The 18,378-nt window shown below is 39.6% G+C and carries 17 protein-coding genes; 5 read left to right on the top strand and 12 right to left on the bottom strand.

Going from position 1 to position 18,378, the window contains the following annotated elements; all coding sequences use genetic code 11:
* The first annotated feature begins 21 nt into the window (after positions 1-21).
* Positions 22-927 (top strand): TIGR01777 family oxidoreductase, encoded by a 906-nt coding sequence (locus B6258_RS01490; protein WP_099073789.1) that lies wholly within the window; start codon positions 22-24, stop codon positions 925-927.
* Positions 928-1,090: 163 nt separating this feature from the next.
* On the opposite strand, the gene B6258_RS01485 is transcribed toward B6258_RS01490, so the two are convergent.
* The 11 genes from B6258_RS01485 to B6258_RS01435 form a co-directional block, all read right to left on the bottom strand.
* Positions 1,091-1,672 carry a UbiX family flavin prenyltransferase gene (locus B6258_RS01485; protein ID WP_099073788.1) on the bottom strand — a complete coding sequence of 194 codons (582 nt, stop codon included), beginning with the start codon at positions 1,670-1,672 and terminating at the stop codon, positions 1,091-1,093.
* A gap of 130 nt (positions 1,673-1,802) precedes the next feature.
* Positions 1,803-3,320, bottom strand: coding sequence for an amidophosphoribosyltransferase (gene purF, locus B6258_RS01480; protein ID WP_099073787.1), 1,518 nt, complete (start codon positions 3,318-3,320; stop codon positions 1,803-1,805).
* A 30-nt stretch (positions 3,321-3,350) separates the two neighbouring features.
* Entirely contained in the window at positions 3,351-3,842 is a 492-nt protein-coding gene (gene cvpA, locus B6258_RS01475; RefSeq protein WP_023581692.1) for a colicin V production protein, read from the bottom strand.
* Between the two features lie 186 nt (positions 3,843-4,028).
* The gene (gene dedD, locus B6258_RS01470) at positions 4,029-4,694 is read right to left on the bottom strand and encodes a cell division protein DedD (RefSeq protein ID WP_099073786.1); all 666 of its coding nucleotides are present in this window, start codon (positions 4,692-4,694) and stop codon (positions 4,029-4,031) included.
* Complete coding sequence (folC, locus tag B6258_RS01465; RefSeq protein WP_099073785.1) at positions 4,684-5,982, bottom strand: bifunctional tetrahydrofolate synthase/dihydrofolate synthase; 1,299 nt, start codon at positions 5,980-5,982, stop codon at positions 4,684-4,686. Before folC ends, dedD begins: the two co-directional genes overlap by 11 nt.
* Positions 5,975-6,943 (bottom strand): acetyl-CoA carboxylase, carboxyltransferase subunit beta, encoded by a 969-nt coding sequence (gene accD, locus B6258_RS01460; protein WP_099073784.1) that lies wholly within the window; start codon positions 6,941-6,943, stop codon positions 5,975-5,977. Before accD ends, folC begins: the two co-directional genes overlap by 8 nt.
* A gap of 169 nt (positions 6,944-7,112) precedes the next feature.
* Positions 7,113-7,814: a DedA family protein gene (locus B6258_RS01455; protein WP_099073783.1), complete on the bottom strand. Its 702-nt coding sequence runs from the start codon at positions 7,812-7,814 to the stop codon at positions 7,113-7,115.
* Between the two features lie 24 nt (positions 7,815-7,838).
* Entirely contained in the window at positions 7,839-8,723 is an 885-nt protein-coding gene (gene truA / locus B6258_RS01450) for a tRNA pseudouridine(38-40) synthase TruA (protein WP_240531505.1), read from the bottom strand.
* Positions 8,723-9,733 carry an aspartate-semialdehyde dehydrogenase gene (locus tag B6258_RS01445; protein ID WP_099073782.1) on the bottom strand — a complete coding sequence of 337 codons (1,011 nt, stop codon included), beginning with the start codon at positions 9,731-9,733 and terminating at the stop codon, positions 8,723-8,725. The genes truA and B6258_RS01445 overlap by 1 nt, the downstream gene beginning before the upstream one ends.
* A gap of 45 nt (positions 9,734-9,778) precedes the next feature.
* Complete coding sequence (pdxB, locus tag B6258_RS01440) at positions 9,779-10,921, bottom strand: 4-phosphoerythronate dehydrogenase PdxB (protein ID WP_099073781.1); 1,143 nt, start codon at positions 10,919-10,921, stop codon at positions 9,779-9,781.
* 150 nt (positions 10,922-11,071) lie between these two features.
* A complete protein-coding gene (locus B6258_RS01435; RefSeq protein WP_099073780.1) occupies positions 11,072-11,854 on the bottom strand; it encodes an AraC family transcriptional regulator in 783 nt (260 codons plus the stop codon).
* A 121-nt stretch (positions 11,855-11,975) separates the two neighbouring features.
* Between B6258_RS01435 and B6258_RS01430 the strand changes: the two genes are divergently transcribed.
* Positions 11,976-12,896 (top strand): DMT family transporter, encoded by a 921-nt coding sequence (locus tag B6258_RS01430; RefSeq protein WP_099073779.1) that lies wholly within the window; start codon positions 11,976-11,978, stop codon positions 12,894-12,896.
* A gap of 564 nt (positions 12,897-13,460) precedes the next feature.
* Here B6258_RS01430 and fabB read toward each other — a convergent pair.
* Positions 13,461-14,672, bottom strand: a complete 1,212-nt coding sequence (gene fabB / locus B6258_RS01425; protein ID WP_099073778.1) for a beta-ketoacyl-ACP synthase I — start codon at positions 14,670-14,672, stop codon at positions 13,461-13,463.
* A gap of 205 nt (positions 14,673-14,877) precedes the next feature.
* Between fabB and mnmC the strand changes: the two genes are divergently transcribed.
* The 3 genes from mnmC to B6258_RS01410 all read left to right on the top strand — a co-directional run bounded on the left by mnmC (position 14,878) and on the right by B6258_RS01410 (position 18,328).
* Complete coding sequence (gene mnmC / locus B6258_RS01420) at positions 14,878-16,929, top strand: bifunctional tRNA (5-methylaminomethyl-2-thiouridine)(34)-methyltransferase MnmC2/FAD-dependent 5-carboxymethylaminomethyl-2-thiouridine(34) oxidoreductase MnmC1 (protein ID WP_099073777.1); 2,052 nt, start codon at positions 14,878-14,880, stop codon at positions 16,927-16,929.
* A 144-nt stretch (positions 16,930-17,073) separates the two neighbouring features.
* Positions 17,074-17,508 (top strand): STM0539 family protein, encoded by a 435-nt coding sequence (locus B6258_RS01415; protein WP_099073776.1) that lies wholly within the window; start codon positions 17,074-17,076, stop codon positions 17,506-17,508.
* A gap of 1 nt (position 17,509) precedes the next feature.
* Positions 17,510-18,328 carry a DUF2145 domain-containing protein gene (locus tag B6258_RS01410; protein WP_240531504.1) on the top strand — a complete coding sequence of 273 codons (819 nt, stop codon included), beginning with the start codon at positions 17,510-17,512 and terminating at the stop codon, positions 18,326-18,328.
* The last annotated feature ends 50 nt before the right edge of the window (positions 18,329-18,378 follow it).

Below are 18,378 nucleotides of genomic sequence, written 5' to 3'. Positions count from 1 at the left end.
AAGTCAATCAGGAGGATTGTGATGAAAATACTTATCACAGGTGGTACAGGATTAATTGGCAAAGCATTAGTTTGTGAGCTTGCACTCGCCAATAATGATATTACGGTGCTTTCTCGTTCACCTCAAAAAGTTTATTCGCATTTTTGTAATGAGATCACCTGTTGGACTCAACTCAACGATAAACAAAATCTTAATGGGTTTGATGCCGTTATTAATCTTGCTGGAGAGCCTATTGCTGATAACCGTTGGACACCTTCTCAAAAACAAAAGCTGGTTAATAGCCGTTGTCATTTAACCCAGAAATTGGTTGATTTGATTAAAGCTAGCGATTCGCCCCCAGCTGTTTTTATTTCTGGCTCTGCAGTCGGTTTTTATGGTGATCAAGCTGATACTCGAGTCACAGAAGAGACGCCAGCAAATCCTGAATTTACACACGAGCTTTGCGCTAAGTGGGAAAGTATCGCCCTTGAAGCACAAACTCCATTAACGCGAGTTTGCTTATTACGTACTGGGATTGTACTTTCAACACTTGGTGGCGCACTGCCTAAAATGAGCAAACCCTTTAAGTTAGGATTAGGTGGCAAATTGGGTAGCGGAAAACAGTATATGCCGTGGATCCATATTGATGATATGGTCAGTGCAATTGTTTTCTTGCTTAAGACCCAAGATGCTAAAGGCGCGTTTAACTTAACAGCGCCTAATCCTGTACAGAATAAAGAGTTTACTCGCCTATTAGGAAAAGCGTTTAATCGCCCAGCCTTAATGACCGTACCTGAAAGCATATTACGTTTAGTCATGGGCGAAAGCGCAACATTGGTATTAGGTGGGCAACAAGCGATCCCAGAAAAACTACTCAAGGCTGGTTTTGAATTTCGTTACCCACAATTAGAAGTAGCATTAAAAGATATTGTTACCACAGGAAAATGATCTCTTTTAATTAGAAATAGGTATTCTACTAAATAGATACTCTAAATAATTCAAGATGCAGCTAGGCGACAAGTGAATGAGTCGCTAGTCACATACAATAGTATGTGACTAGCGCGAATAAACGCAGTCAACAACGCTGCAACTTGAAGTATGACGAGTATACTTAGCGAGTTGGCTTATCGCCCTCCCACCGTTGAAAAAGATCATCAGGTAGATCAATCTCAAACTGATCGAGCACACGATTAACCGTTTGATTCACAATATCATCAATTGTTTTAGGCTGAAAATAGAATGCAGGTACAGGCGGCATAATTACGGCACCTAACTCAGAAGCGTGTGTCATTAATCGCAAATGACCTAAATGCAATGGCGTTTCACGCACGCATAACACTAACTTACGCCCTTCTTTTAATACCACATCCGCAGCACGAGTGACTAAGGTATCTGTATAGCTATGAACAATACCTGACAAGCTTTTGATTGAGCAAGGTAATATGACCATTCCATTGACACGAAATGAGCCTGAGGAAATAGATGCACCAATATCGCGATCGTCATAGATCACATCCGCTAAAGCATGAATATCTTTTAGCGAATAATCGGTTTCTAATGAAATCGTACGGCGTGCAGCTTGGCTAATCACTAAATGTGTTTCAACTGACGGTACAGATTTTAGTATCTCTAATAAACGTATACCGTAAATTGCACCACTGGCACCTGTTAGCCCAACTATCAGCTTTTTCATTATAATCCTCAGAATATATACCTTTGTTAATCATTATGATGATTAACCCTCAAAAAACAAGCGTCGATGCAGAACACACTGGCATCGACGCTTTATAAGGAGACTATGTTACCGAAAAATTACCGAAAAACTAACCTTCGTTATAGATTTCCAAATTTTCTATTTCATTCTGATCGCGAATTTTATGTTCATCATCACGACGTAGATTTTCTAAATAATCTAAGTAATCTTGGTCAATATCTTTCGTAATATAAACACCGTCAAATACAGAACATTCAAACTGACTAATATCAGGATTCTCTTCTTGTACTGCGGCGATTAAATCAGTGAGATCTTGGAAAATAAGTCCATCAGCACCAATTAATTTACGAATTTCATCCACTTCACGTCCATGAGCAATAAGTTCATTGGCATTTGGCATATCAATGCCATACACATTAGGGAAGCGAACTTCTGGCGCAGCTGAAGCAAAATAGACTTTCTTCGCACCCGCTTCTCTTGCGAGTTCGACAATTTGCTCTGACGTTGTGCCACGGACAATAGAGTCATCAACCAACAGAACATTTTTATCACGAAATTCGGCACGATTTGCATTTAATTTGCGTCTAACTGATTTACGACGTTCTTGCTGACCCGGCATAATAAAAGTACGACCAACATAGCGATTTTTTACAAAGCCTTGGCGATAAGGTTTATTGAGAATATGCGCAATTTCTAAGGCAATATCACAAGATGTTTCAGGGATTGGGATCACGACATCAATGTGTAAATCATCCCATTCTTTGGCAATTTTAGCGCCTAATTTCTGTCCCATGCGTAAACGTGCATTATAAACCGAAATTTTATCGATAAAGGAATCAGGGCGAGCAAAGTAAACATATTCAAACAAACAAGGCATTAACTGCGGATTTTCAGCACATTGGCGAGTAAAGAGTTGCCCTTGCTCTGTGATATAAACCGCTTCACCCGGTGCAACATCACGTAAGAATTCAAAGCCTAAAGTATCAAGCGCGACACTTTCAGATGCGACCATATATTCATGACGACCATCTTCTAAGCTACGTTTACCCAATACTAAAGGGCGAATACCAAAGGGATCACGAAAAGCCAGTAAGCCATGACCGATGATCAAAGCAACACAAGCATAAGCCCCGCGAAGTTTTTTATGCATCGCTGCAACGGCTGCAAAAATATTATCAGGCTCAAGTGGGAAATGGTCAAAACGGTCTAATTCGTATGCCAATACATTGAGCAGGATTTCAGAATCAGAGGTGGTATTGATATGGCGACGCGCTGTTTCAAATAATTGGCGACGTAATAAATGCGCATTGGTTAAATTACCATTATGCGCCAACGTAATACCAAAAGGTGAATTCACATAAAAAGGCTGCGCTTCTGATGCACTAGAACTACCCGCTGTTGGATAACGGACATGCCCTATCCCGATAGTACCTTTTAAACGCAACATATGACGGGTTTCGAATACATCTTTAACCAGTCCGTTTGCTTTGCGAAGACGGAAACCGTTGTTACCGTCTATCGTTGCAATGCCTGCTGCATCTTGACCTCGGTGTTGTAACACCGTTAACGCATCATAAATTGATTGGTTTACTGGATTAGCTCCAGCGATACCGACAATACCGCACATGAATAGATCCTCATCAGCCAGACGGAGAGGTTATATTCTCTCCGACACGAAACTTGACGCATTTTGCAGGTAGTCAAAGAACCACCTAATAATATGGTTGAATTGAGGAATAAGCTCAGAACGTTGCCAATCAGCGCTATCTGCCATAGGCGTAAACGCACCTAAAACAAAAAGTAATGCTGAGACTATCAGCACGCCTCTTAAAGCCCCGAAACAGACCCCCAATACACGATCTGTACCTGATAACCCTGTGCGTTGAACAAGAGAGCTAATCACATAATTCACAACAGCCCCGACAATCAGTGTTGCAATAAATAGTGTGACTATTGCAATCCCGTTACGAACCAGCTCATCTTCAAACCGGGTAAAATAGACGGCAAGATAAGGATAAAACTGACTAGCAACAAAGAAACCACAACCCCAGGTGATGAGTGACAATGCTTCACGAACAAAGCCACGGATCAGGCTGACTAATGCAGAAAAACCAATAATGGCAATAATGGCGTAATCTATCCAGACCATAAATTCTCTATCCAATAATGATGCTCCGCATTAATACGGAAGCATTCTAACAGAAAACGAAAACGTTTGCGTAATGCTAATTTTCGCTAAATTCAAAATAATTTACGGCGATATGAAAAATCATAATCGCCGCAATAAGTTAACGCTTTGTTATATCACTCATCTGATGACTCGTTTAGAAAAAAATTAAGGCTTATATGCCCTTACCTCGCCTTGTAAGCCAGTAAGCTCTTTTAAATGAGGCAAAATAGCCTGTAATTCTGACTTAGATGCACTAGGGCCAATGTAAATTCGAGTCACTTGTCCTGCAACTGGGCGGGCGGGTATTGTATATACTGGATAACCTGAGAAATGCATTTTCGCAATAATTTCTTCTACCTTTGCCGCATTTTTCAACGCACCTAATTGAACAACCCAAGCTTCGCCTTTCGGTGGCTGAGTTTCTTGCACTGGTGGTGCTGGTGGTTGTACTGGTGGCGTAACCACAGTCGGAGGCGCTGGTGTAAGCGTTGGCTGTTGTTGTGGTGGCTGTTGTGGTTGTACCGGTGGTGTAACAGGTACAACAGCAGGAGGTTCAGGTGTTGTAACAGTAGGTTGCTCAACACCAGTCACAGCTTCAGAAATCATACCTTCAGATGCCCCTTCTGATGGAGTAGAAGGCACTGAGGTTTGCTCTATCGGAGCAATGGATTCTATTTCTTGCTCATCACCTGGTTTAGGTACTAAAGGAATAGAGGCGAACTGGTCTTCGTTATATTTCTTATCGCCGTCGAGCAGTGCAGGTAAAAAAATAACCCCTACTGCCACCAATACAACGGCACCGACTAAGCGATTTTGAAATTTACTTGCCACCCACACTCTCCTTTTCCAAAAGTTCCATCACATGCGCGACAGTATGAAATGAGCCACAAACCACAACAATATCGTTAGGAGCAGCATCAGACATTGCTTGTAGCCATGCCTTTTCAACACTATCGAATACCATTGGTTTCTCAAGATACTGAGCTAACACATCAGCAGAAGCACCACGGAACTCATTAAGTGGCGCTACATACCAATGATCAGCCAATGGTGTTAAGCACGCTAATGTTCCTGCAATATCTTTATCACCCAGCATACCAACAACAATACGCACCTGAGTATCAGATTTTTGTGGTAATTGTGATAATTTTTCCGCTAAATATCCGGCAGCATGTGGATTATGAGCCACATCAAAGATAACTAAAGGATGTTGAGAAATTACCTGAAAACGACCGGGTAATTGTGCTCGAGACATACCTTCAACAATACTTTGCTGTGTTATTGCTTGGCTGACTTTATCATCAGATTTGAGCAAGCAACGAATAACACCCATCGCTGTCGCCGCATTGGCTAGCGGAATATTAGGGATTGGTAACGCATCAAATTCACAATCAACACAACGCCAATGCCAGTGATCACCTTCAATAGCAAAAGACCAATCCGTTCCACGACGGAAAAGCTTAGCTTGTTTTTCATTGGCAACTTGGGCAATAGAATGAGGCATATCTGGCTCACCCACAACAGCATAGTGATTGGCTCGGAAAATACCGGCTTTCTCGTGACCAATATGCTCTCTATCTGCACCTAACCAATCAGTATGATCGAGTGCAATACTTGTAATAGCAGCAATATCCGCATCAACGATATTCGTCGCATCTAACCGACCGCCTAATCCCACTTCAAGAATAACAACATCAAGTTGTGCTTGTTGAAATAACTTCAGCGCAGCCAGAGTGCCATATTCAAAAAAGGTTAGCGAAATATCGCCCCTAGCTTGTTCAATTTCTGCAAAAACTTCACAAAAAGCATCTTCGGGGAGTTCTTTGCCTTGGATACGAACACGTTCTGTATAACGAACAAGATGAGGGGAGCTATAAACGCCAACGTTCAATCCTGATGCCATCAAGATTGACTCTAGCATATGACAGGTTGTGCCTTTCCCATTTGTACCTGAGACAGTGATCACCTTAGGTGCAGGACGTAACACGTTTAATATTTTTCCTACCTTGCCTACTCGCGTTAACCCCATATCGATAGCGCTGGAGTGCAAATGTTCAAGATAAGAAAGCCACATCGACAAAGGCGATGTGGCTTTAGGAGCAGTTATGATATTAGACATCTTCTTTTTTATTCGTTTCGATGTTAATTTCTGGCTCGTTTTCTGTAGATTCAATTTCATCAGCAATCATTTTTTCACCGATGATTTCATCTTCATTTTCATCTTCAACTAAATCATACTGAGTCAGCTTAGCCAGTAATTCAGCCAGCTCATCACGCATTTCAGGGCGGCGAATAATCATATCAATCGCCCCTTTTTCTAGCAGGAACTCACTACGCTGGAAACCAACAGGTAGTTTTTCACGTACTGTTTGTTCAATAACGCGAGGACCTGCAAAACCAATCAGTGCTTTAGGTTCAGCAACGTTGATATCACCTAACATCGCTAGACTTGCAGAAACACCACCCATTGTAGGGTCAGTCATGACTGAAATATAAGGTAAACCACGCTCTTGCATTTTTGCTAATGCTGCGCTGGTTTTTGCCATTTGCATTAATGACATCAGGGCTTCTTGCATACGCGCGCCACCACTCGCAGAGAAGCAAATTAATGGGCAGTTATCTTCTAGTGCTTGTTCAACAGCACGAACAAAACGTGCACCCACAACAGAAGCCATTGAACCGCCCATAAACGCAAATTCAAAGGATGCTGCAACAACTGGCATCTTTTTCAGCGTTCCTTTCATCACGATTAATGCGTCTTTTTCTTGCGTTTGTTTTTGGGCTGCGCTGATTCTGTCTTTGTATTTTTTAGAGTCGCGGAATTTCAGAATATCTTTAGGCTCTAATTCGCTACCTAATTCTGTCGTGCTTCCAGTATCAAGGAAAGTCTCAAGGCGACGGCGCGCTGAAATGCGCATATGGTGATCACATTTAGGACAAACCTCTAAATTGCGCTCTAATTCTGCGCGATAGAGTACCTGCCCACAGCTGTCACATTTCGTCCAAACCCCTTCAGGGATATTGGCTTTACGTGAACTTGTGATAGTGCTTTTGTTTAGAATTTTTTCAATCCAGCTCATTAATGGACCTTTTCGTCTGAATCTGACCTTCGCCAGTAAAATTATTGTTAGCGTATCAACCACAATGCACTGGCTGTGTGGTTAGCAAAGTTTATGATGATACCGCTTACTGAATTTCAGCGCATCTCTTTATTATGGCTATTCTACGGCAAAAACTTATGATAACTGCTCAAACCTCTTTGTTATCACTTTCTTTCTTTGCTTTTGCACTCGATCTGCGGTGGCGTAGGATCTCAATAACGCCCGGTAAAATAGAAATAACAATAATGGCAACAATTAGCAATTTTAAGTTCTTTTGAACTATATCTAAGTCACCAAAAAAGTATCCTGCATAAGTAAATAATAGTACCCATGCAATTGCCCCAGTAACATTATAAAAGGCAAAGTGACGATATGACATTTTACCCATTCCTGCAACGAATGGCGCAAAAGTTCGGATAATCGGCACGAATCTTGCCAAAATTATGGCTTTACCACCATGTTTTTCATAAAAAGCATGGGTTTTATCTAAGTATTCACGACGGAAAATCTTTGAATCAGGTTTACTAAATAGTTTTTCACCAAAAAGTCGCCCAATAGAATAGTTAACCGCATCACCTAGAATGGCTGCACAAAGCAACAGTAAAACAATAATATGAACATTCACATCATTGGTTTCTAATGAAGCTAAAGCACCAGCAACGAATAATAAGGAGTCTCCGGGTAAAAAAGGCGTTACCACAAGCCCTGTTTCACAAAAAACAATAAGAAACAAAATGGCATAGACCCATGTACCATATTGCGCGACAAGCTCTGCTAAATGCGCATCAATATGCAAAATAAAATCAATCAGAAATTTAATTAAATCAACAAGTTGCGTTAATATTTCCATAAATCCTCAGAAAACTGGGTGTTTTTATGATTGAGATATCTCAATAGGGTTATCCGCTAAAAATAGTGGGCCCATTGCAGGTTTTGGTAATTCAAAATGATCAGGATAATCCACAGAGACTAAATACAATCCATTCGCTTTAGCTGTTGCCGCAGCTTTAGTTCTGTCTTTTAAGGCTAATAATTCAGCCATCCAAGTAATATCCTGATTGCCACACCCTATTTCTAAAAGGCTACCAACAATATTTCTCACCATATGATGAACAAACGCATTCGCTTTAATATCCACAACAACATAGTCACCATATCGAGAAACATTGACATGCATAACGTTACGCCATGGCGTTCGCGATTGACATTGGACAGCTCTAAAAGAAGTAAAATCGTTTTCACCCAGTAAACATTGTGCTGCTTGATGCATACGTTCAGCGTCTAAAGGATAATGAAAATGAGTCACCCCTGATGACAAAATAGCGGGACGATAGCGATGATTAAAAATCACATAGCGATAACGCCTTGCCGTTGCACTAAAACGAGCATGAAAATCATCAGAAACTGTTTTTACCCAACGTACAGCGATATCCGCGGGTAAATGTGTGTTAACGCCCATTGTCCATGCGGGATCTTTTCGGTGCGCAGTTGTTTCAAAATGAACGACTTGCCCCGTAGCATGTACACCAGCATCCGTTCTTCCCGCACAAAATACGGATATAGGCTCATTAGCCACTTGTGAAAGTGCTTTTTCTAACCGTTCTTGTACACTACGCACTTCATTTTGGCGTTGCCAGCCATAATAGCGGCTACCATCATATTCAACGCCCAAAGCAATTTTGATTGTTGTGCTTTCAGATACAACCGTTGACTCCGTCAACGGTTGTTCTGCCACTTCAGCACTCACTTGCGCATTCATTAGTAAAACTGCTCCTGCATTAATTGCTCTGCGACTTCAATCGCCATTAATGCCCCGCCAAAGCGCACGTTATCTGCTACTGACCAAAACTGTAACGCCTCTGGCATACCATAATCATTACGGAAACAGCCTAAATTTAAACTCACATTACCAGATGCATCGGTGACTTGAGTTGGAAAATCATTTTCATCACTGATATTAAGATCTTCATTTTCTTGTAATGTTTCACGCGCTTCGTCACTTCCCATTGGGCGTGAGGTTTCTAATTGTACAGACTGTGCATTACCATAGAAAACAGGTGCTTGTAGCGTAGTAACGGAGATTGGTAAGCCTTCATCTTGTAAAATTTTACGAATCTGGTCAACCATCCGACGTTCTTCTTGTATAGAGCCTTCGTCATCAACCATTAAAGGTAAAATGTTAAATGCTAATTGCTTATTAAAACGACCTAATTCAGGAGGAATACCGTTAAGTAAACGGGCACTTTGCCCTGCCAGCTCATCTACGGCTTGTTTTCCAAAACGAGAAACAGACATTAAGTTTGTCACGCTAAGACGTGTTAAACCTGCAGATTCTGTTAATGGATTAATGGCACGTAATAATTGGCTCACCATGCTATCAGCAATTGAAACAATATTACGAGTCCGGTATTCCGCTAACATTGCACTGTTCACGCCAGGAACAACCAACGGCACATCCCAATCCATTGCAAAGATGCCACTACAATCAATAACAATACAGCCAGCATCAGCCGCTTGTTGTGCATATTGCGCGCTGATTTCTGTTGGTGCGGCAAAGAACGCTAATTGAATATCTGCCCACTCGATATTGTGAATACCTTGAACTGCAATACTTTTGCTGTTTACACGCACCGATTTCCCAATGCTATCTTCACTTGCAATTGCCGTTAATTCACCAATGGGAAATTCACGCTCTTGTAGCAGTTCTAAAATCGCGTCACCAACAGCGCCTGTTGCACCAACAACTGCAATATTCCAACCTTCTCCCATAAGATATCCTCCAATACCATAAAATTTTTAAAATAATATTTTGCTTTATTTGTGTGTAGCACTTTTATATGTAGCACTAAAGCCAATTGCATTTAATGTGTTAGCTGTAGCTTGATTATCACAAATGACCTGTAGTGAAGACCACTCACGACGCACAGGATAAAATTTGCGTAATTTATCAAACTCGCCTTTTATTCCTGCCACTTTTCGTAACGGGGCATCATCACGACGCACATCATAAACAAGATGAATAAGTTGTTTTAAAAGTGTTTGTGTTAACTCACCTTGTACTGAAATGGTAGAAATAGTAGGGGCAGGCAATAGTGTTGATAACTCAACTTTTTGAGACTGCCCAATAAAATCACAATAAGCTTCAAAAACTTGAGTTGTACCGCGCGCCTTACCTTCTAAGGTATAACCTGCAATATGTGGTGTTGCGATATCAACTTTATTTAATAACGCAATAGAGAGATCTGGCTCTGGCTCCCAAACATCCAATACAACACGTAAGCATTTGCCTTTCTCAAGTACAGACAATAATGCTTGATTATCAACAACCTCGCCACGGCTTGCATTAATTAAAATGCGTCCTTCAGGTAATTTTTCGAGGTTGCTCTCATTAATTAGATGATAACTTTTGTATGGACCTGATTTATTGAGAGGTGTATGGAAAGTTAGAATATCTGCTTTTTCTAACAATGTTTCCAATGGATAAAACTCTTCATCATCACCATTATCCGCTCTTGGTGGATCGCAAAGTAACACATTCACACCCAATACGCGAAGGCGTGTTGCTAATCGCCCCCCCACATTTCCCACACCAACAATACCGACGACTTTATCGGTTAATTGAAAGTTATCTTGCTCTGCTAGCATCATCAGTGCAGAAAATACATATTCAACAACCGCGATAGCATTACAGCCAGGGGCTGATGAAAAAACAATTTGTTGCTGTTCTAACCATGCAATATCGACATGATCGAAACCCGCAGTCGCCGTTCCAACAAATTTCACTGGCTTGCCTGATAATAAGGATTCATTGACTTTAGTAATTGATCTCACCATTAAGGCACTAGAATCATTAAGCTCATCAGTAGGTAATGGGCGACCAGAAACAGCTTTTACCTCACCTAATTGGCGGAAAAGTTGTTCCGCATAAGGCATATTTTCATCAACCAGAATTTTCACGGTGTTATCTCACTGATTTGGTATTTATGTGTGTCAACAATCAATCGAAAAACAAAATTAAGCGGTCTATTTTGCCACTTATTCACAGCAAAGCCTAATTATTGACAGTAAAATCCACCTGGATTTTAAGTAAATATATGAAAAGAAAGCTTAACAATTGGGTAATCGACGAAAACGTTCCGGTGTTGTGCCAGCAAATTGTTGAAACATCGCAATAAATGAAGACGAAGAGCTATATCCCACATCAAATGCAATTTCATTCACGCTTTTCCCTTGCTCTAATAAAGAAATTGCATGTAAAAAACGTAGGCGCTTACGCCATTCACTAAATGACATCCCTAATTCTTGTTGGCAACGACGAGAAAGTGTTCTTTCTGAGGTATAACGTTTTTTAGCCCACTCCTCTAACGAGGTATTATTCGCTGGATCCTGCTCTAATACAGAAAGTATAGGAGCGAGTAATTTATCTTTAGAAGACGGTAAATAAGTATGATGTATTGGCGACACTTTAAGTTGATCAATCAATACTTGAGCCAAACGAAAATCTTCTTCTGTTTGTGGTTTACACACACCACGATGAAAAAAGTCAGAAAATATGGTTGAAAAAATAGCACTTAATTGAATCAAACAAGGTTTATCTAATAATCCTTCACACCAACTTGGCGCGATATCTAGCACCTTAAAAGAGAGTGTTTTTTTATTGTAACTGGCATGCCCTACATTTTTGGGGATCCATACACTAAATTCTGGTGGGGCTAAAAACCGCTCTCCTCCAGCTTCTAAATCCATAACACCAGAAATCACATACAATAACTGACCAAAATCATGTTGATGATAAACAAACTCTGTTTCAGCTAATAGTTGCTCATCACGAAATCGAACCGTATCTGGATCAGACAATAACCATTGCATTTTTTGTTGTTCAATTGTCATCTTTATGTTGTTCTCTTGTCATGTTGTCTTTATTGGCCTATCTGTTGTCTGATTTTCATTATATATATCTAATCAGACAGGCTTACAATAGCGATCTGGTTTAAAAATAGATGTGAGAACAATGAAAAACGCAATTTTTCCGCTTTTAGCGGTGTTAATCTGGTCCATTAATGCAGTCGTCAATAAAGCAGCCGCGTCTGTTATCGATCCTGCTGCAATCTCTTTTTATCGTTGGTTCCTTGCCTTTTTAATTATGACACCTTTTTTGATCATGCCAGTTTGGCATCATCGTAAAACCGTCAAACAATATTGGTGGAAATTATTTATTCTTGGTGCATTAGGGATGGTGATGTACCAAAGTTTGGCTTATTATGCAGCGCATTATGTTAGTGCAACATTTATGGGGATCCTAAACTCTCTCATCCCATTATTAACCGTGATTATTAGTATTTTTGTTTTACGTGTTGTACCTACAGTAGGTATTGTTTTAGGCACAGTGCTTTCGATTAGTGGCTTAGTTTGGCTAATTAGCCGTGGCGAACCCTCTCAGTTACTTTCCCAAGGTTTGGGTTATGGTGAGTTGATGATGTTTATTGCTTCGGCGTCATACGCCCTTTATGGTGTATTAACAAAACGATGGTCAATTGCACTCCCTAACTGGCAATCACTTTATGTGCAAATTGGATTTGGTGTTCTGTTATTATTGCCAAACTTCTTTCTTGCCGAAAGTGTTGCGTTAACAAAAGATAATATTGGATTAGTTATCTTCGCAGGTATTGGAGCTTCTATTCTTGCGCCTTATCTGTGGATTTTAGGTGTGATGAAATTAGGTGCAAATACGACCTCTATTTTTATGAACCTAATGCCATTATTTACTGCAATGATTGCTATCGCGCTTCTTGGTGAAGAAATGCATAGTTATCACTTAGTGGGTGGTGGTATTGTGTTACTCGGCGTGCTCTTAGTGCAACAACTTAGAACACCACTGAATTTCCGACGTCAGCCTGCTCAGAAAAAAGCAGATTGTCATCAGGAGATGTGAGTCAATGTCAAAAAGACAACAATAAAAAAATGCCGGCTAAATTCTTAGCCGGTCACATTCATAATGTTAGATTTAATAAATAAAACTGACATAAGAAATCAAAGTATAAAATATAAAGTAATACAAGTATCCGTGGCAAACATTACCAACTTTTATATTAAATAGCTCCTACTTATTTGTAATAAAATAACCCAGATCAATTTTTTTTCACTCTTTTTGTCTTATTCGACTTTTCCATTTGCCTAACCCCATATAAAACAAAACATTTAATGGCTTTGAGTAAAATTAAATTAAACGATTGAAATAAAATGAACACAATTTATTTTTATTAATATAAACAACACACTAATAAGAACTGTCTATTTTATTAGAATAATAAAATGAGCAACTATTAGGAAAGGTATTTTTAAGCATTATTTATATAATCTTTTTTTAATGATTTTTATTCGAAAGATATCTTTATTAGAAGAATAAACTATTTTGCATAATGAATTTCAAATAAAAAAGCAGACTTCATTAAAATGAAGTCTGCTTTTTTTAATAAGAAAATATAAGTATATCTAACTACTTTTTATATTTACTCATAACTAATGAAGCATTTGTACCACCAAAACCAAAGCTATTTGACATTACAGTTTCCAGCTTCTGTTCTGTTGGTTGAGTAATGATGTTCATACCCATTGCTTTATCGTCTAATTCTTCAATATTGATGCTTGGTGCAATAAATCCATGCTCTAACATGAGTAAGCTATAAATTGCTTCATGTACACCAGCAGCACCTAATGAGTGACCAGTCATTGCTTTTGTTGCTGAGATAGCGGGTGTATGCGAACCAAACACTTCTGTGATAGCTTCAAGCTCTTTTAGATCGCCAACTGGCGTTGAAGTACCATGTGTGTTGATATAATCAACTTTATCAATCCCTTGCATTGCCATTTGCATACAACGTACCGCACCTTCACCTGAAGGAGCAACCATATCTGCACCGTCAGACGTTGCACCATAACCTACGACTTCACCATAGATATGTGCACCACGCGCTAATGCGTGTTCTAACTCTTCAACAACCACAATACCGCCACCGCCTGCGATAACAAAACCATCACGGTTTTTATCGTAAGTACGAGAAGCTTTGGTTGGAGTATCGTTATATTTAGTTGAAAGTGCACCCATTGCGTCAAATTCGCAGGTCATTTCCCAACTTAACTCTTCACCACCACCAGCAAAGACAACATCTTGTTTGCCTAATTGGATAAGCTCAACAGCGTGACCAATACAGTGTGCTGATGTTGAACAAGCAGAACTGATTGAATAGTTAACGCCTTTAATTTTGAAAGGTGTTGCTAAACAAGCTGAAACACCTGATGCCATTGCACGAGTAACCATATAAGGACCTACACCACGTAGACCTTTTGCTCTCATGCCATCAGAACCTTGAACTTGGTTACGTGGCGAACCACCACCAGAACCAACGACTAAGCCAGAACGAATATTAGAAACTTGGTCTTCTGTCAGACCTGAATCAGCTATCGCCTCTTGCATAGATAAATAGGCATAAACCGATGCGTCGCTCATAAAACGGCGGATTTTACGGTCAATAAGACCTTCAGTATCAAGCTTAACGTTGCCCCAAATGTGGCTACGAAGCCCCATCTCTTTAAATTCTTCTGAGAAAGTTATCCCGGAACGACCTTCCTTTAAAGAATCCAGCACTTCTTTCTGGTTATTACCAATGCTCGAAACAATACCCAGACCCGTGATCACTGCGCGCTTCATTTATACCTCTTTACAATAATAGTTGTAGCTGCGGGATTTCTGAGTAGCACTTTAGCTTACAGTTGTACGCCGAACAAGTCCGATCAGGATCTTTTTTACAAAAATACAGATAAGCCGATAAAACACTTTCCCCTTCAAGGCTGGCACAAGCCACTTAACAGCGCTAAGATATTGCATAATTTTTTCGTGAAATACAGGCAGTTCCGTGAATAATAGCCCAATAAATACTGCGTCTTTAAGTTGGAATGAACTTGGTACGCCGATCTCTGAACAATTTGGCGACATTTACTTTTCAAACCAAGATGGTCTAGAAGAAACTCGACATGTGTTCTTACATGGAAATCATTTTCCATCACGTTTTGGTACACATGTACGCTCTGAATGTATTATCGCAGAAACAGGTTTTGGAACTGGGCTTAATTTTTTAACACTGTGGCAAGCTTTCGAGCAATTTAGGCAAACATCTTCTGACTCTCGTTTAAAACGCCTTCATTATGTCAGTTTCGAAAAATTCCCTCTGACTAAAAGTGACTTACAATCTGCACATGGCCATTGGCCTGAACTCGAAAAATATTCACAAGCGCTTTGTTCTCAGTGGCCATTGGCCATTGCGGGTTGTCACCGCATTCTTCTTGCTGATGGAACAATTACATTGGATTTATGGTTTGGTGATATCAACACCTTGTTACCCCAAACTCGCCAAGCGCTACATAACAAAGTGGATGCATGGTTCTTAGATGGTTTTGCACCTTCTAAAAATCCACAAATGTGGAGTGAAACACTTTTCCAATCGATGGCTGATTCAATGAGAGAAAACGGTACATTTGCAACGTTTACCGCCGCAGGGATTGTCAAACGAGGTTTGCAAAGTGTGGGTTTTGAGATAAAAAAAATCAAAGGATTTGGTCAAAAAAGAGAGATGCTGACAGGTGTTTTTCCACATCCTCCATCGCCTGAGATTCTCCCTTACTATGCAAGACCAAGAGCAACCAAAGCACAGAATATTGCCATTATAGGGGGTGGTATTGCCAGTACATTTACGGCGCTTGCCTGCCTAAGAAGAGGCGCCAATGTCACCTTATATTGTGAAGATAAACAACCTGCAACGAATGCATCAGGCAATCGACAAGGTGTGTTATATCCTTTACTTAATGGCAAATCCGATGAGCTAGAACAATTTTTTACAACCGCATTTCTATTTGCTCATCGCACTTATGACAATCTGAGTCAAGCAGGTATTCCTTTTTCACATCAATGGTCTGGCGTTGCACAGGTTATTTATAACGAGAAAGTGCGTAAAAAAGCACAAAGGATTATGGATCATTCTATACCTTTTGCTCAAATAGCGTGTTATCTCAATGAAGACGACGTTAATAAATTCAGCGGAATAGACGTTAATTGTGATGCTTTGTTTTATCCGCAAGCGGGCTGGCTTTCACCGACGCAACTCACAATCAATACATTAAAATACGCTGAACAATTAGGTTTAACGTTGCGATTTAATCATCAAGTCACTCAAATACGTGCACAAGAAGCATCTTGGTGCTTAGATGTTGTTCATCACGATGGAGATTGTACGACCCAAATTCAATCACGACATGATTGCGTTATTTTAGCGAATGGGCATCGTATTGCAGACTTTACCCAAAGTGCAAAATTACCCATTAGTGCAGTTAGAGGCCAAGTTAGTCATATTCCAACAACAAAGACATTATCACAACTAAAAACGGTACTTTGTTATGATGGCTATTTTACGCCTGTTGATCACCAAGATAATTTGCATTGTGTAGGGGCAAGTTTTCGCCGCGATCGATTAGATTTAGCTATTTCGACTCAAGAGCAAGAAAATAACCAAGCTCATCTTATACAGTGTTTAGCAAAAGCCCCTTGGGTTAAAGACGTTGATTTTAGCCGAAATGAAGCACGAATTGGTATTCGTTGCACTATTCGCGATCATTTGCCGTTATTAGGTGAAGTACCTGATTTTGAAACATTGCGAGTGGCATACACGCATTTAGATAGATTTAAGCGTAGAAAACAAACACCCGCTTTGGCGCCTGCTTATCATCAACTTTATATTATCAGTGCATTAGGCTCTCGTGGATTATGTTCAGCGCCGTTATCGGCCGAAATTCTTGCAAGCCAAATTTTTGATGAACCTTTTCCCGTTGAAGATAGTGTGTTAAATGCCTTACACCCTAATCGTTTTTGGGTAAGGCCATTACTTCGAGGGAAACCAATAGAAATAAAACAATAGAATTATTTATGAATATAAAATAATATCTTATTAATAAAGGTAAGAATGAAAACATAACCAATTAATTAAACTTTGTTTTTTTAATTTACTAATGGTTTTTAGATGTATATTTGATTCAATTTTATTACTTAATAAGGATATTATATGAAAAAATCACTTTCATCGTTACTTATTGGTTCTATTGCATTTATCTCATTACCAATATCTGCAGGTAACCATTCAGCAGGTGAAATTTATTCTGTTATGAGTGTAGCAAGTAGCGTAGGAAGTTCAGCGCTTGTCAGTGGGATCCTTTTATCTCCTATTGTATTACCCGTCATATTGGTACAAATTTCGGTTGAGAAAAGTAATAAACCAGATGAAAAAATCATTAAAGCAAAAACAGAAAAAGGTGAAGATGTCGAAATAATTGTTCCGGCCGATGCGTTAGAAAAAAATCCAATTAAACCTGATGATAAACTCACTCTCGAACCCGTTGAAAAAGGCATTGGCGCATATTTGAAGAAAGGCGATACCATTATTTCCCATGTTGTAACACAAGATGAGCGCTCACTTTCTCATCAAGAAAAACTGAATTAAGATGCGTACAAATAAAATCAAAATGATTGTTATGCTTATTAATTTGGGCATAACTTCTTTTTCTTATGCGAGTAGCCATAACTGTGTCGATAAAATATCATCAACACCTCAAGATATCGCCTTACGCACTGAACAAGCTAAAATTCTACGACAATATCTAGATAATAGTGGTGATCGAGTTATTGCCCTTTTTCGTCAAGGACAATCTTTATCTGATTATGGTTTAACATTTTCTCATGGCGCTTATGCAATAAAAACATTGTCGGGTCATTGGCGTGTTTATCATAACCTGAATGAATGTGGCACCGATAAGTCGAGTTTGTATATTCAAGGGCTATATCAATTTCTCGATGATGACTTATCAGAAAATATAGTAGCAACTCTGCATTTTCCTTCAGATTTACAACAGCAGCTACTCACAACACTCACTAATCGCCAAAAACGCCAAGATTTGCACCAATCTCACTACAATATGATTGCCTATCCATTTTCAACTGAAATGCAAAACTCTAATGGATGGGTATTAATGATTTTAGGTGCGGCTATTTCTTCACAAGTCACCTCGCTTTCAACTGGCGTTGATTGGTTAGTATCTCAACGTTATGTCGCATCTTCGACAAATGTTAGCGTTGTAAAACGCACTATGGCTAATATGTTTATTCCTCATATATCAACGAGTGATCAACCCGATGCTAGCCTTATTTATTTTAATTCAGGCGATAGTTTACTTAATTTTATGAACAACTACGGGGAAAAACAGATCAATTGTGAACATGGCAAGTGGGGAGCATCTATCTGCTTATTGGCATTACCTAAATAAGGTAACTACATTATCGTTACCTCTATCGACTGAGTAAAATAGGGACTAAA

Source organism: Proteus alimentorum, assembly GCF_002607735.1.
Classification (GTDB): Bacteria; Pseudomonadota; Gammaproteobacteria; order Enterobacterales; family Enterobacteriaceae; genus Proteus; species Proteus alimentorum.
This window is presented reverse-complemented; position numbering and strand designations above follow the sequence as displayed.